The following is a 13,839-nucleotide window of genomic DNA, read 5'->3' as shown; positions in this document are numbered from 1 at the left end:
CTTTCGATTAAAAGATACAGAAAGTCGGCAAAAGGCAGTGCAGATCAGCAGGGCACGGCAAGGCCGCACAAGCCTCATGAGGCGCTTGTACCGGCGTCGAGCGCAATCGGATGGATCTGAAAAAAGGCAGCGAAAGGTCTTACAAACCAGCGTGAATCAGAGGGAAAACACTAGGAAAACACGGCGTCCCAGGCAGGGCGCCGCTTCGACAAGTTACAGCTGCAACGCGATGCGCCCGCCGCAGGGGCATTCGTCCATGGCCTTGTGCGCCTCGACGAACTCATCGAACGGATACACCTTGGCAACCTGCGGTACCAGTACCCGGTCCGCCGTCATCTGGTTGATATCACGCAGCGCGCGCTGCAACGCCTCGGCATCCTGGATGATGCCCAGTTCCGGCTTGCCGAGGAAGTTGCCCAAGCAATGCACATGGAACTGGATGTTCTTCTGGAACGCGGCACAGGCCGGGAACGGCGTCTGGTTGCCGCCCTGCAGGCCATACAGGATCAGGCTGCCACGGGGCGCCAATACGTCACCCAGGACGGACATCTGCGGCCCGCCCAGGCCATCCAGCACCATGTCCACTCCGCGATTACCGGTGAACTTGTCGATCTGCATGAGCAAATCCTGCTCCTCGGTCACCACCACCTTCTCGGCGCCCAGCGATAGCAGGTAGTCGCGCTCGGCAGGATTGCGCGTGGCGGCCACCACCTTCAGGCCCAGCGCCTTGCCCAACTGCACGAACGAAGGTCCGGCACAGTGGCTGGCGTCGGTCACCAAGGCGGTTTGCCCAGGCTTGGCACGCGCCAGTTCGACGTAGGCGAAGTAGGCGATCAGCAACGGCGTATAATGCACGGCCGCCTGGATCGGCGAGAGAATGTCGGGGTAGCGCGTCAGGGCCGTGGCCGGCAGCAGGATCGCCTCGCCATAGACCGGGTATTCGTTAGGGCTCTGCGCCGGAAAGCTGGCAACCTTGTCGCCGACCGCGAAACCTTCGACACCCTCGCCCACCGCGGTCACCACGCCCGCCATCTCCTGACCGAGGCCCGCCGGCAAGCGAGCTTGCGAGGGCGCCAGGTTCTGCCGCCAGAGCACGTCATACCAGCTGATACCGATCGCCTCGACACGGACCTGAACTTCGCCCGGAGCGGGCGATGCCACTGCGTGCTCTTCGCACGTCAAGACTTGCGCCGGGCCAAATTTATGAAAACGGATCGTGCGGGACATCGCAAACCTCGCCTTGTAAACCTCTAATGCCCTGAACTTTATCTGGGCATTCGCGCATAAGCTATCAGCGCCTGTTAATAGTCGACATGCTCGCCATCGATTCGACCCAGCGACCGCTCTGCGGCGCGGACATGAGGATGGCCCAAACCGAAATTTTCCGGTGCAGGGTAGCAGCCTTTGCCCTTAATATTCACGCCTGCACCTCTTCTTCATGTTCCAGCGGGCCTATAGATGAACCGTAACGACCTGCGTCGCGTCGACCTGAACCTGTTGATCGTGTTCGAAACCCTGATGCATGAACGCAGTGTCACCCGCGCTGCCGAAAAGCTCTTTCTCGGCCAGCCGGCCATCAGCGCCGCGCTGTCACGCCTGCGCGGATTGTTCGACGATCCCCTGTTCGTGCGCACCGGACGCAGCATGGAACCCTCGGCGCGGGCCATGGAGATCTTCGCCCTGCTCTCGCCGGCGCTGGACTCCATCTCCACGGCCGTCAGCCGCGCCGCCGAGTTCGACCCGGCCACCAGCACCGCGGTGTTCCGCATCGGCCTGTCCGACGACGTCGAGTTCGCCCTGCTGCCCATGCTGCTCAAGCGCATCCGCGCCGAAGCGCCGGGCATCGTGCTGGTGATCCGCCGCGCCAACTACATCCTCATGCCGGCCCTGCTCGCCTCCGGGGAAATCTCCATCGGCGTCAGCTACACCGACGACCTGCCGGCCAACGCCAAACGCAAGGTGCTGCGACGCAACCGCCCCATGCTGCTGCGCGCCGACACCAAACCGGGCAACCTGACCCTCGACGAGTTCTGCGCCCGCCCCCATGCGCTGGTGTCGTTCGCCGGCGACCTGAGCGGCTTCATCGACGAAGAACTGAAGAAACACGGCCGCACCCGTCACGTAGTGCTCGCCGTCCCGCAATTCAACGGCCTGAGCACCCTGCTCGCCGGCACCGACATCGTCGCCACCGTACCCGACTACACCGCCGACTCCCTCACTGCCGCTGGCGGCGTGCGCGCAGAGCCGCTGCCGCTGGACACGCCTTCGTTCGAGCTGCATCTGGCATGGCGAGGGTCGCAGGATAATGATCCGGGGGAGCGGTGGTTGAGGTCGCGGATTCAGATGTTTTTTGGGGATCCTGAGAGTCTCTGATATCTCTAGGCAGCCACGTAAGCTGTCCTGCCAGGGCCAAAGGCCCTCTCCATCGGCAACCACCTGCCTCGTATCTCAATTGCGACACACTGCTTGCCATTCATTCAGGAGGTCTATATGGCTACCCAAACATCCATGCTGCATGTCCGTGTCGATGATGACATCAAAGCTCAGGCCAACGCTGCTCTCGGCCATATAGGTATGAGCATGTCCGAAGCCGTTCGGATATTTTTACACCGTATTGCGGTTGATCAGGCTTTTCCACTAGAGCTAAAAGTTCCCAATGCGAAGACCCGCTTAGCTTTGTCCGAAGCGGAAGAGATCACGCGAGATAAAAAGGCACGCTTTGAATCACTAGACGAGTTGTTCGATGACTTCAAGAAAAACAGCGGCGAGTAAACGTGCGACGCTACCTCGCGTGTCTGACCACGCGAAGACCTTCCTGAAAGACTGGGAGTGACTTTCCCCCTCCGGTCGTTTTGATCTCAACCTACTCAAGGAAGTCATGATGCTGTTGGTCTCTAATGAAGGAGCTTTGGCGCCTGAATGGGTAGATCATCCGTTGAAGGGAAACTGGGCTGGCTTTCGGGAATGTCATGTCGGCGGGGATTTCCTGCTGATTTACCGCTTGGCTACAGAAAGCAAACAAGATCAAATCGTATTCGTTCGAGCAGGAACCCACGCTGACCTTTTTGAAGAATGATGAAAACACTGGCGTTCTAGCTTTTATCTGCTATGCGCCGCGACACTCGTAGACGATTGTAGAAAAAAAGATGATGGCATAATGCCCTGGCAACCGGCAAAATCCACATGTTCTCAACGGATTTGAAGGACCGGTTCCGATGACATGGCCAGTCACGCTGAAACTCGACAGCGCAGCCTACCCGCTCAGCGTGGTGCAACGCGCCGCTTATTCCTTGACCGACACTGTCGCGATCCAGGTCGGTATTGAAACCAATCAGATAAGCCTCACGGCCTACCCCGCTGAAGCAAAGCTAACGCTTTCCCCGGAGCAGGCTCACTCACTGATCCTCCAGCATCTGAACGACTTCGCCCTACGCGACCATATCAACCGCGAAACAGCAGGGTTGCGCGAAGTCCTGGCCCGAGCCGCGCTCGCTGGATGTGGGGTTTCGCAGTGACCCTGATTGCGACAGACGCCAAGCATTACCGCTTGCTGCCTTTTCGATTCATGCGCATGAACACGGGACATGACCGTGACATCCTGCTCACCTCCGATACCGGTGAGTACATGCACGTGAACGACGCGCAATTACGAGCCCTCAGTTACTTCGACGCTCAAGCAAGTACGCCTTTTTACAAGGACCTGCTGGCCCGCCACTTCATTTACGAACCGGACCGCCACGACCCGTTTCCGGAAATGGCCGCACAGTATCGCAGCCGAAAGGACTTCCTCTTCCAAGGCCCTGCACTGCACTTGTTCGTAGTTACATTGCGCTGCAACCACACCTGCCAGTACTGCCAGGTGTCGCGGGCCCCTCTGGGAGGATCCGGCCACGATCTGTCGGAAGCGGATGCACAGGCCGCGGTCGATCGCCTGTTCGAATCGAACGCTCCCGCCTTGACTGTAGAGTTTCAGGGTGGCGAGCCGCTTCTGGCCTTCCAGCGCGTCCGCCAGATTGTCGAATGGATCGTTGAACGGAACGTGGTCGAACAACGGGATATCCAGTTCGTTATCACCACCACGCTGCACCACGTGACAGAGGAAATACTCGACTTCGCAGAGCAAAATCGCATCCAGTTTTCGACCTCGCTGGATGGGCCGGCGCCCTTGCATAATGCCAACCGCCCTACGCCGTCACGAGACTCCTACGAACGCACTGTAAAAGGCATCCAGTGGGTCCGTGAGCGCCTTGGACATGATGCAGTTTCCGCGCTGACCACGCTGACCTCAAGAAGCCTCGAGCAACCTGAAGCGATCATCGATGAGTATGTAAGCCAGGGCTTCTCCACCATCTCGCTTCGGCCTCTTAGCCCTTATGGGTTTGCCACCAAAAGTGCTCAGCGACTTGATTACCCTATTGAGCGGTACCTGGCTTTCTACAAGAAGGCACTGGCCTATCTGTTGGATATCAACCAACAGGGTGTATACCTCTCGGAGAGTTATGCGAGCCTGTTGCTGAAGAATATCCTGACACCCTTCTCCTCCGGGTATGTAGACCTGCGTTCCCCTGCTGGCGCAGGTACTGCGGCGCTGGTCTACAACTATGACGGTTACGTCTATCCCTCGGACGAAGCCCGAATGTTGCTGGAGATGGGTGAAGACGGATTGAGGCTCGGCACCGTCCAGCAACCCTTGTCCGAATTACTCGCATCGCCCGTTATGAATGCGTTGCTCGCCAGTGGCGTAGCAGAGGCGCTGCCAGGCTGCTCCGATTGCGCACTTGTCCCGTACTGCGGTGCTGACCCCATCGAACACTATGCCCGTCAAGCTGACCCGATCGGGCACCGAGTGTTCAGCAGCTTCTGCAAGAAGAACATGGGGCTGCTGAAGCATCTCTTCGGCCTGCTTTGCGATGGCGACGACAACGTACAGAGGGTTCTGCTGTCCTGGTTGAACAGGCGCTCCTACAACGATGTCCAGTTCCCCGGTTACGGGGGCTGATGGCGATGCTGCGCAAAGAGACCCACTTCGAAATCCATCACCTGAATGAGCCGAAGCTGCTCAAGGTTATTACTCTGGATGAGTTCATCGAACAAGGCCTGGCGGTTTGTGCGGGAAGCGCTGAGTTCTGTGACCTGCTGCTTTGGCTGCCAAACGAAGAGCGGCTACGGAGCCCGCATCTACTCTCATTACCAGTGGGTGGTTTCCTGATTCCGGAGCCATTGATCGGCGACTTCGACAGCGCGCGGCCACACCTGCACACGCCCAAAGATGCGGATGTCGTGCAGCCCGGCGATGTCATTGCTATCACACCCGGTAACCCATTGGTGCGAGTGCTCTATCGACGAGGCTCGGACAGCAACCTGCTGTTCATGACCGATCGTTGCAACAGCCTCTGTTTGATGTGTTCGCAGCCGCCCAAAGATATCGATGACCGCTGGCATATCGAGGAGAACCTACGGCTGATCGACCTGATGGACCGAGTCGAGGAAAATCTGGGAATCAGCGGCGGAGAACCAACAATCTATCGCGACGGCCTGCTCGAAATTCTGGCCAAATGCAAAGCCGTTCTGCCGCAGAAATCCATTCACGTGCTCAGCAACGCGCGCCTGTTCCAAGATCCGAGCTGGATCGCGGCGCTCTCTGCCATAGGACACCCTCAGCTGAGCTGGGGCATCCCGCTGTATGCCGACAATGCTGAAGACCATGACCATGTGGTGCAGGCACCAGGCGCGTTCAGCGAAACTCTGCAAGGTCTTTACAATCTGGCGCGCGCCAACCAGATCATAGAGATACGCGTGGTGCTCAATCGCCTGACCACGCCACGCTTGCCAGAGCTCGCCCACTACGTGTTCAGAAATCTGCCCTTCGTGCGACACGTTGCGCTAATGGGGATCGAGAGTACCGGCCTGGCCAGGAAGAACTACGAAGAATTGTGGATTGACCCGCTGGACTATCAAGAACCGTTGAGCCAGGCCGTGTATTTCCTGTTCAACCGAGGAGTACCGGTTTCAATCTACAACCTGCCCTTGTGCTTGATTCCGGCCCATCTCTCGCGTTTCGCCCGCCAGAGCATCTCGGATTGGAAGAACCTGTTCATCGATACCTGCCAGCAATGCGCTGCCGTCAAACATTGCTCTGGTTTCTTCAAATCCCACACCGACCGTTGGCAAAGCCGCGGTGTACAACGACTATCGACCGAGGCCTTCAGCGCCTATGCAAGGAGTGCACAGTGAAATTGCTCGACCGCTGGAAAGTCCTGATCAGTGGGATAAGCCTGCTGCCAGTGGCAAGTACCACCCTTGCCCAGGCGGGCCATCTGTCGCTCGCCGATGCGAACTGGCAACCCAACGACAAGCTACAGCCCCCGGTATTCGCCGATACGCTCAATGCGCCAGACGCCGTCAACATCTATGCAGCACATCGCTCGCACAGCTCTCACCGGTCTCATAGTTCGCACAGCTCTCACTACAGCGGCTCGGGTGGCTACAGCGCACCTCGCTATTACAGCCCGCCCGCTACCAGCACCCAAAGCTACAGCACGCCGAGTGCTTCAAGCAGCGCCCCAAGCCGCAATAGCCTCTACCAGTCGTCTGACACAACCAACGGAGCAACTTCGAGCACTTCAAAGAGCCGCGCTACCAATGAGCAGAAAAACGACCTGGTCACCCGTGTGCAGACCGCGCTCATGGTACGCCAGTATTACCAAGGCTCCATTGATGGGGTAATGGGTAAAGCGACCCGTGGTGCATTGATGGCCTTTCAGATGGACAGTGGGCTGACCATAAACGGCCAAATGGATACACCATCGCTGAATGCGTTGGGTATCAAGATTCCATAAGTCGCTTCAGGTACTAAGGATGCCGCAGTATCAGGTCTTTAACCCGGTGCGCGCCGACATTGTCGACATCCTCAGGTTCTCCCAGACGCCGTTCGGCGATCAAGCACGCCAGCGCTAGCAGGCGCTGATCCTGGCGGCGCTGCAAGCACTTGCCGCAAGACTGACCGGAATCACAGATGCAACGCAGGCTTAGGCTCGCCAACCCCACGACCAGAAGAAACCCGCACCCTCGCCGCAATCAACAACGCCGCCAGCAGCATCAGCACAGCCGCCGCGACGAACACAGCCGCGCTGCCACCAAGGCTGAACATCGCTCCCCCGGCAGCGGCGCCGGTGGCGATGGCCGACTGCACCGATGCCACCACCATGCCTCCAGCACTTTCCGCCTGGTCTGGCACTGCGTTGGCCACCCAGTTTGACCATGCCACCGGTACGCCGCCGAAGGCCAGGCCCCAGATCGCCACCAGTACTGCCTGCCCCGGCACCGAGGCCGGCAACAGCACCAATCCCAGTGCTGCAACGCCGACCAGCGCGGGCATCGATACGAGCGTGGCCAGCGGATGGCGCTCCAGTAGTTTCCCGGCCAACAGTGTGCCGGCGAAGTTCGCTACACCGAACCCCAGCAGCATCAGCGACAGCCCTTGCGCGCCGATGCCGGTGGTCCCTTCAAGGAAGGGCCGGACATAGGTGAACATGGCAAAGTGGCCGCTGTGCACCAGCACGCAACCGAACATGCCCATGGCGATGCCCGGACGCAGCAGCACCTCGAGTACGGTACGCAGGCGCGCCGGCCGGCGTGGCGCAAGCCGGGGCAGCGTGAACGACTGGAACGCCAGCGTCACGATGCCAACCGCAGCCGCGGCAAAGAACGCGCTGCGCCAACCATACAAGCCGCCCAGATAGCTGCCCATCGGCACGGCAACGACCGTACCGATGGCGATGCCGCTGAAAATGATCGACAGCGCCCGGGGCAACAACGCGCTCGGCACCAGGCGCATCGCGACCGCCGCCGCCATGCTCCAGAATCCGCCAAGGGCGATACCCAGCAGGATGCGCATCAACAGCAGCACGGCGAAGCTGGAGGAAACGGCAACCAACAGATTGGAGGCGACCATCAGCGTGGAGAAACCCAACAACACCCAACGTCGGTCGATGCTGCGAGTCAGGCCTGGCACCAGTAAACCGGCGAACAGCGCCACCACGGCGGTCACGGTTACCGCCTGGCCGGCCAGCGCTTCGGAAACGCCCAGGTCAGTCGCCATCAGCGTGAGTAGACTGGCCGGAAGATACTCTGCGGTCAGTAATCCGAAGACGCCCATCGCCAGTGAGAAGACGGCCATCCACGCGGGGGTCGCGGGCGCCTCGTTCGCGCCGTCGCCAGCATAAGGGTCGGATGGGGCATTGCATACACAGTCGGTCATTACTCGGATCTCCCAATTTTCATTGCGAGCCGCAGTCTAGGCGCCGAAAGCTGGATGATCTATGATCCAAAAACCCTAATTTTTGACCAAAGCACCTGAACCATGTCGTTAGAACAGTTCGCTCAGTCCTCGGATCTCATCAACGAGTTGTTGCAGGGCATGCGTCTGCGGGGCGTCGACTACCGGCGTATCAACGCAGGTCCACGCTTCGGGCTGGGTTTCGCGGCAAAACCGGGGCACGCCTGGTTTCACTTCGTGGCCGTCGGGACTGCAGTGCTGCATATGGAGGATGGCACCACCTATGAGCTGTCTGCCGGCAACGCTGTGTTCATCTCCCATGGCGCGGCCCATGAACTGCTTTCCCACCCCGACGTGCCGGTTCAGGACATTGACCGTTTAAATGGAGCCGCCCTCGGGGATACCGTCAGCGCAGTGGATATCGGAACCGATACCTGCCCCACGCCCAGTACCCTTCTGTTCAGTGGTTGTATGGAGTTCGAGCTGGGCAGTATCCATGGCCTCGGCCAGCTGATGCCGGGTCTGATGCTGATCGATGCCGGTGGCCAGCGCTATCCTGGGCTAGTGCCTATCCTGACGACCATGGAGCGCGAGGTCAGCGCTGCACGCGTGGGCTTCGCCGGTATTCTTGCGCGGCTGGCCGATGTGGTGGCCGCCATGATCGTTCGCGGCTGGGTGGAGTGCGCCTGCGGGAACGCTTCGGGCCTCGTCGCCGCCTTGCGCGATCCACGCCTGTCCGGCGCACTGCTTGCACTGCATCAACAACCCGGCCGCGACTGGACGGTTGCGCAACTGGCCGAGCACTGCCATACATCACGTTCGGTTTTCGCAGACCGCTTTCAAGTGACGATCGGCATGTCCCCGCTGCGCTATGTCACCGAACTGCGAATGCGGCTCGCGACCCAGTGGCTGACACTGGAACGGCTGCCGATCGAAGAAGTGGCGCAGCGTCTGGGCTATACCTCACAGGCCGCTTTCAGCCGTGCATTCAAGCGCATCACGGGCAAGACACCGGGTTTGAGCCGCAAGGCGAGACAGCCTGCCGTTCCTTAGAATCCATACCCCTGACTCACTTGCCGCCCGTGACGTCGAGGAATGTACCGGTAACGAACGATGCCTCCTCGCTGGCCAGCCACAGAATCGCGCGTGCCACTTCCTCCGGCTGACCGCCCCGCCCCATGGGGATCGAATCCTTGACACGATCGACCCGTCCCGGCTCACCGCCACTGGCGTGCATTTCGGTGTAGATATGTCCGGGGCGAATGCAGTTGACGCGTATGCCTTCCCGAGCCACCTCCTTTGCAAAGCCGATGGTGAACGTCTCCAAGGCACCCTTCGATGCCGCGTAATCGACGTACTCGTTCGGGCTGCCAAGGCGGGCCGAGGCCGAAGAGACGTTGATCACCACGCCGCCCGGACCGTTGTGGCGGGTGGACATACGCTTCACTGCCTGCTGGGCACAGAGTATTGGCCCGATGGCATTGACGGCAAAGATGCGCTGCATCCGCTCGTAACCCAAGTCCTCCAAGCGTGACTGAGGCGCCAGCACGCCGGCGTTATTGACCAGTACGTCGAGGCGCCCGAATGTGCGATCGATGGTGGCGAACAACTCGGCCACCTCTTGGGGGTCCGCACTGTCGGCCCGCATTGCCAGGGCCTTGCGCCCCAATGCTTCCACATCCGCCGCCACGGCCAGCGCTGCGGACTCGTTGGCCACATAGCTGATAGCCACGTCATAACCTCTGGCCGCGGCCAGCCGGGCGGTTGCCGCACCGACCCCACGACTGCCTCCTGTGATGAGAATCAACGGTGCCTGCGAGACGTTGACCATTGAACTTAGCTCCTGAGCCGTTGGCTGTATCAGCCGATAATGAAAGTACCGCTGGCGATCACGCAGGCGAGCGCCCCCGCGACATCACGCTTTCAGGGATGCGTAGGACCATCCTGTAACCGACCAACGTTCTCATCGATGCGATGCTGAATCATCCGCAAAGTGTCTCGAGTGATAACGCCTGGATACAAATCCTCGGCAAGGGTTGCAAACCTACTGGCCACACCACAGATACGGTCGATCATTCTGCCTGCATCGTCGGGGGATATTTCAGCCTCTTGAGCGAGCCGCAGCATTTGCGCGCGAGAGATCGACAGCGCTTCACCCATCACATCCATCTGGTGATAACCGCCTGGTCCTTCGCAGAATGTTACGTCATAGGCTGGCGACAGTTCCCACTGACCCTCTTGCGTCATGATGTAGGCAAAGTTCTTGGGATGATCGTCCCGGTTGTTGAGCGCGACATTGAAGACCGCACGCTCGAAGGCCGTTGCCATTGCTCGCACGTCGTTGGTACACATCCGGGTGGCCCGCAAGAAATTGACATAGTCCAACACTCCCGGCGATCGATAATCGGCCCCGGTGAAAGCCGCAAGGCTCTGCATGGGTATACGCAAGCCATTACGGCGGTCAAATCGCTTGCTGGCGAAGGCCGCGAGGCCATTGGGCAAACTGAAGTACTGTGTATTTGGGGTCTGGATGCCACACATGCGCAAGCATTCGGCGTAGATCATTTCGACCGCGCAGACTTCAGCATGCTCTTCCTTGGCAGGGAACTTGACCAACCAGGCTTCGAAACCCGGTGTGGCCGCTGTAGTAAATCCGCCTGTTGCGGGGTTGCGATACACCAGCGCCTTTGGCCTGGCGCCTTGCGGCGAGCCACCAACCAGCAGCAACGTCTGCAGGAATTCGCCACCTTCTCCTTGAAGCACTTCCCGGACGCCTGCAGCGAGCTGTTCCAATGGAATGTGAACGTCAGACGCTTGTCCTTCCGGGACCCTCGGTTCGAACGTCATCGCGCCCATGGCGTTATTGCCGATGTAGGCAAGCCGCTGCAACGGGCCAATACGCGCCGTGCTGAGCCCTCGACGCCTGAACATGCGGTCCATCAGCAACATGCCCCACCCGTCCGGCAACGCGTCATAGACGGGACCTGGCAGGTGCAACTGGTGCTCCGGAAAGTCCTGGCGCAACAGAGCGCCCTGTAACGGCAGTGTGTAGGACGACAGCTCCAAACCTCTTTGTCTGGCTTCGTTGCTGTACTCGAATACGATCAGCGGACGCCCCGTCAGGGCAGTCGTGGACACCAGTGTGCCCCACTTCCAGCGCTCGCCCCAGCCTTCGTAGAACACATCTACCTGCTCAGGCATTGCCGGCTTTCCTCGTTGAACGAACACGTTTGGCGCTGTTTTCATAGCGGCGAATGTCTTCGATGCTGTCCAGCTTGGGCAGGAATAGGCCCTCGAGCTCTCGGGTTCTGCCAAGGGCCATCGCTACCCTTACCACGTTCTCGAAGCCGACATTGCGCCCTGCTTCAAGGTTGGACACGGTATTGGCGCCGATACCGGCACGCCCCGCCAACTCGGCTTGGGTCATGTTCAACGCCAAGCGCTCAGTGCGCAATCGATCGCAAAGACGCTTGACGATCTCATCGGGTTTGCTGAAGCTCAATTCCAACATGGTTTGTACCTAGCCTGTGCTGTACAGACGCAATCGCTACGTTAACAATCTGGACTGGCCAACGCTAAATCCAATACTTTGTGGCCTATTTTCTATATCGACCATTAAGACACAACATAACAGATTTGATGAGGCTTGAGTTTTGAGAATGATGCTTCGGTTGTTCAGTCTGTGACAGAAGCTTTGCACTACCCACAACTCTCCAAGGCACCCCATGATCCGAGAACTCAAGACATTCATCTGCGTCGCGCAACGGGGCACCTTCGCGGCGGCCGGGCAGCAGGTGGGGCTGACGCAGTCGGCGGTCAGCGCGCAGATCAAGAGTCTTGAGCAGACCCTGGGTGTCAGGCTGTTTGATCGGACCGGGCGTGCGGCGACCATCAATGCTGCCGGGCAGCGGGCCATTCCGTTGGCTGAAGAGATCCTGCGGCTTTTCGAGCGTATGGGCGCGGCGGACAGTGGCAATGATTTCCACGGCTCGCTGCGCATTGGGGCCATCGGCACGGTGCAGACCGGGATCCTGCCGCAGGCGTTGGTGGCGTTGAGAAAGCAGGCGCCTTTCATCGAAACCCACCTCGTGCCGGGTGTGTCGTTGAACCTGCTCAGCCAGGTGGACGCAGGCGAGTTGGACCTGGCCATTATGATCAAGCCGCCGTTTGCGCTGCCCAAGGACCTGCATGCCGAAGTCATCGCGCGCGAGGCCTTCGTCCTGATCGCGGCGAAAGAGGTTGCAGGCGACGACCCGCTGGCGATCCTGGCGCAACAGCCTTTTGTCCGGTATGACCGCGGCTCGTTCGGAGGGCGCCTGGTCACCCAGTTTCTCAAGGAACAGAAGCTCCATGTGCGGCAGGCACTGGAGCTGGATGAGCTGGACGCCATTGTCAAAATGGTCGGCAGTGGCCTTGGCGTCGCGTTGGTCCCCAGGGCGGGTCTATGGCTGGAGCATTCGGCGGACGTGAGGGTGCTGGAGCTGCACGAGCTGACGTTTTTCCGGGAGATCGTATTGGTGTCGAAATACCGGCAAAAGCACTCGGCACTTTTCAACATCTTCAGAAGCTGCGTTCTGGAGGCCGGCGATGTGGGGTGACGATACAAGGTTTCCAGCCGAGAATTGAACCGTTGTGGGGCAGCATGAACAATCAAGGTGCAAAACCCTGATCGAATGCAGAATCAATCGAAATATTTCGTGCTCAGAACACAGGATTTACGCTTTTATCTCACGCATTCACGGACAAGAATGGCTTTAGATCAAAACGAAGCCATAGGAAACCACCGTGAGCCTTTCTCCTTTTCATCTCGCTATACCTGTCTACGACCTGGCGGCCACACGTCATTTCTACGGTGAAGTGTTCGGGCTCTCCGAAGGCCGCTCCAGTGCGCAGTGGGTCGACTTCGATTTCTACGGGCATCAACTGGTTATCCACGAGCACCCGAAGACGGCTTCCCAGGAAAGCGTGCACAGCAACCCCGTGGACGGTCACGATGTACCGGTCCCGCACTTCGGCATCATTCTGGAGTGGGCGCAGTGGGAAGCATTGGCCGAACGCCTGAAGGCGCGCGGTACCCAGTTCGTCATCGAACCCTATATCCGTTTCCAAGGCCAGGTGGGTGAACAGGCCACCATGTTCCTCTTCGACCCGTGCGGCAACGCGCTGGAGTTCAAGGCGTTCAAGGACATGAGTCAGCTGTTCGCCAAGTAATCCGTTACGCAAGCGACCGTCGCCAGCAGAGCGACGGCGCACCCAGGCCTCCTCCTCTTCCCCGATTCAATTGCCAACCTCCTCTTGCAGCTGCCGCAGTGGCTTCGCAGTAAGGACGTTGCGCTTCGAACAAAGGCATCAGGGCATCCGCACGCAGTGCGCGGATGGACGGTGCACTGCCGGTTTTTGTTACGCCTTTTCAGGCAGCACTTTCTGCCATCCAATTTCCTGGCCTCGAGCCAAAGCGGGAGGTATTCATGTCCGGTGTTCTTTCTGAAAGTACCCCAATGCGGCGCACTGACGTCGAGGCAGGCGTCACCCAGGGCTCAGTGCATTCAGCCGTCATTGCC

14 protein-coding genes and 2 pseudogenes are annotated in these 13,839 nt (G+C 59.4%); 11 read left to right on the top strand and 5 right to left on the bottom strand.

The genetic code is table 11. The annotated features are described in order from the left end of the window. Positions 1-213: 213 nt before the first annotated feature. Positions 214-1,227, bottom strand: coding sequence for a zinc-dependent alcohol dehydrogenase family protein (locus tag ASF66_RS01805; RefSeq protein WP_056842481.1), 1,014 nt, complete (start codon positions 1,225-1,227; stop codon positions 214-216). 231 nt (positions 1,228-1,458) lie between these two features. On the opposite strand from ASF66_RS01805, the gene ASF66_RS01800 reads away from it, so the two are divergent. From ASF66_RS01800 to ASF66_RS23065, 8 genes and pseudogenes are all read left to right on the top strand, one after another. After that, positions 1,459-2,373, top strand: coding sequence for a LysR substrate-binding domain-containing protein (locus ASF66_RS01800; protein WP_043190139.1), 915 nt, complete (start codon positions 1,459-1,461; stop codon positions 2,371-2,373). 117 nt (positions 2,374-2,490) lie between these two features. After that, positions 2,491-2,772 (top strand): type II toxin-antitoxin system RelB/DinJ family antitoxin, encoded by a 282-nt coding sequence (locus tag ASF66_RS01795; protein ID WP_056842480.1) that lies wholly within the window; start codon positions 2,491-2,493, stop codon positions 2,770-2,772. Positions 2,773-2,857: 85 nt separating this feature from the next. Then, a pseudogene (locus tag ASF66_RS22820) lies at positions 2,858-3,076 on the top strand (type II toxin-antitoxin system YafQ family toxin); the annotation flags it as partial. Between the two features lie 139 nt (positions 3,077-3,215). After that, entirely contained in the window at positions 3,216-3,515 is a 300-nt protein-coding gene (gene hxsD / locus ASF66_RS01790) for a His-Xaa-Ser system protein HxsD (protein ID WP_056842479.1), read from the top strand. Further along, on the top strand, positions 3,512-4,999 hold the full coding sequence (gene hxsB / locus ASF66_RS01785) for a His-Xaa-Ser system radical SAM maturase HxsB (protein WP_056842478.1): 1,488 nt from the start codon (positions 3,512-3,514) through the stop codon (positions 4,997-4,999). The genes hxsD and hxsB overlap by 4 nt, the downstream gene beginning before the upstream one ends. Next, a complete protein-coding gene (gene hxsC / locus ASF66_RS01780; protein ID WP_056842477.1) occupies positions 4,999-6,234 on the top strand; it encodes a His-Xaa-Ser system radical SAM maturase HxsC in 1,236 nt (411 codons plus the stop codon). The genes hxsB and hxsC overlap by 1 nt, the downstream gene beginning before the upstream one ends. Continuing rightward, complete coding sequence (gene hxsA / locus ASF66_RS01775; protein WP_056842476.1) at positions 6,231-6,839, top strand: His-Xaa-Ser repeat protein HxsA; 609 nt, start codon at positions 6,231-6,233, stop codon at positions 6,837-6,839. The genes hxsC and hxsA overlap by 4 nt, the downstream gene beginning before the upstream one ends. A 19-nt stretch (positions 6,840-6,858) precedes the next feature. Then, positions 6,859-6,954 (top strand): annotated as a pseudogene (locus tag ASF66_RS23065) (type II toxin-antitoxin system RelE/ParE family toxin); the annotation flags it as partial. 55 nt (positions 6,955-7,009) lie between these two features. On the opposite strand, the gene ASF66_RS01765 reads toward ASF66_RS23065, so the two are convergent. After that, positions 7,010-8,260 carry an MFS transporter gene (locus ASF66_RS01765; protein WP_056842475.1) on the bottom strand — a complete coding sequence of 417 codons (1,251 nt, stop codon included), beginning with the start codon at positions 8,258-8,260 and terminating at the stop codon, positions 7,010-7,012. 102 nt (positions 8,261-8,362) lie between these two features. Between ASF66_RS01765 and ASF66_RS01760 the strand changes: the two genes are divergently transcribed. Beyond that, positions 8,363-9,331 (top strand): AraC family transcriptional regulator, encoded by a 969-nt coding sequence (locus ASF66_RS01760; RefSeq protein ID WP_056842474.1) that lies wholly within the window; start codon positions 8,363-8,365, stop codon positions 9,329-9,331. A gap of 16 nt (positions 9,332-9,347) precedes the next feature. Here ASF66_RS01760 and ASF66_RS01755 read toward each other — a convergent pair whose 3' ends face one another. The 3 genes from ASF66_RS01755 to ASF66_RS01745 form a co-directional block, all read right to left on the bottom strand. Next, positions 9,348-10,109, bottom strand: coding sequence for an SDR family oxidoreductase (locus ASF66_RS01755; RefSeq protein WP_056842473.1), 762 nt, complete (start codon positions 10,107-10,109; stop codon positions 9,348-9,350). A 92-nt stretch (positions 10,110-10,201) separates the two neighbouring features. Continuing rightward, a complete protein-coding gene (locus ASF66_RS01750) occupies positions 10,202-11,479 on the bottom strand; it encodes a type II toxin-antitoxin system HipA family toxin (RefSeq protein WP_056842472.1) in 1,278 nt (425 codons plus the stop codon). Next, on the bottom strand, positions 11,472-11,789 hold the full coding sequence (locus ASF66_RS01745; protein WP_049860076.1) for a helix-turn-helix domain-containing protein: 318 nt from the start codon (positions 11,787-11,789) through the stop codon (positions 11,472-11,474). The genes ASF66_RS01750 and ASF66_RS01745 overlap by 8 nt, the downstream gene beginning before the upstream one ends. Before the next feature lie 214 nt (positions 11,790-12,003). On the opposite strand from ASF66_RS01745, the gene ASF66_RS01740 reads away from it, so the two are divergent. Further along, positions 12,004-12,876 (top strand): LysR family transcriptional regulator, encoded by an 873-nt coding sequence (locus ASF66_RS01740; protein WP_056842471.1) that lies wholly within the window; start codon positions 12,004-12,006, stop codon positions 12,874-12,876. Positions 12,877-13,063: 187 nt separating this feature from the next. Then, positions 13,064-13,489 carry a VOC family protein gene (locus ASF66_RS01735; RefSeq protein ID WP_043190159.1) on the top strand — a complete coding sequence of 142 codons (426 nt, stop codon included), beginning with the start codon at positions 13,064-13,066 and terminating at the stop codon, positions 13,487-13,489. The last annotated feature ends 350 nt before the right edge of the window (positions 13,490-13,839 follow it).

Origin of the sequence: Pseudomonas sp. Leaf129, from assembly GCF_001423465.1 — a bacterium.
GTDB lineage: Bacteria > Pseudomonadota > Gammaproteobacteria > Pseudomonadales > Pseudomonadaceae > Aquipseudomonas > Aquipseudomonas coleopterorum.
The sequence above is the reverse complement of the archived record's forward strand: the minus strand, read 5'-3'. Positions and strand labels throughout refer to the sequence as shown.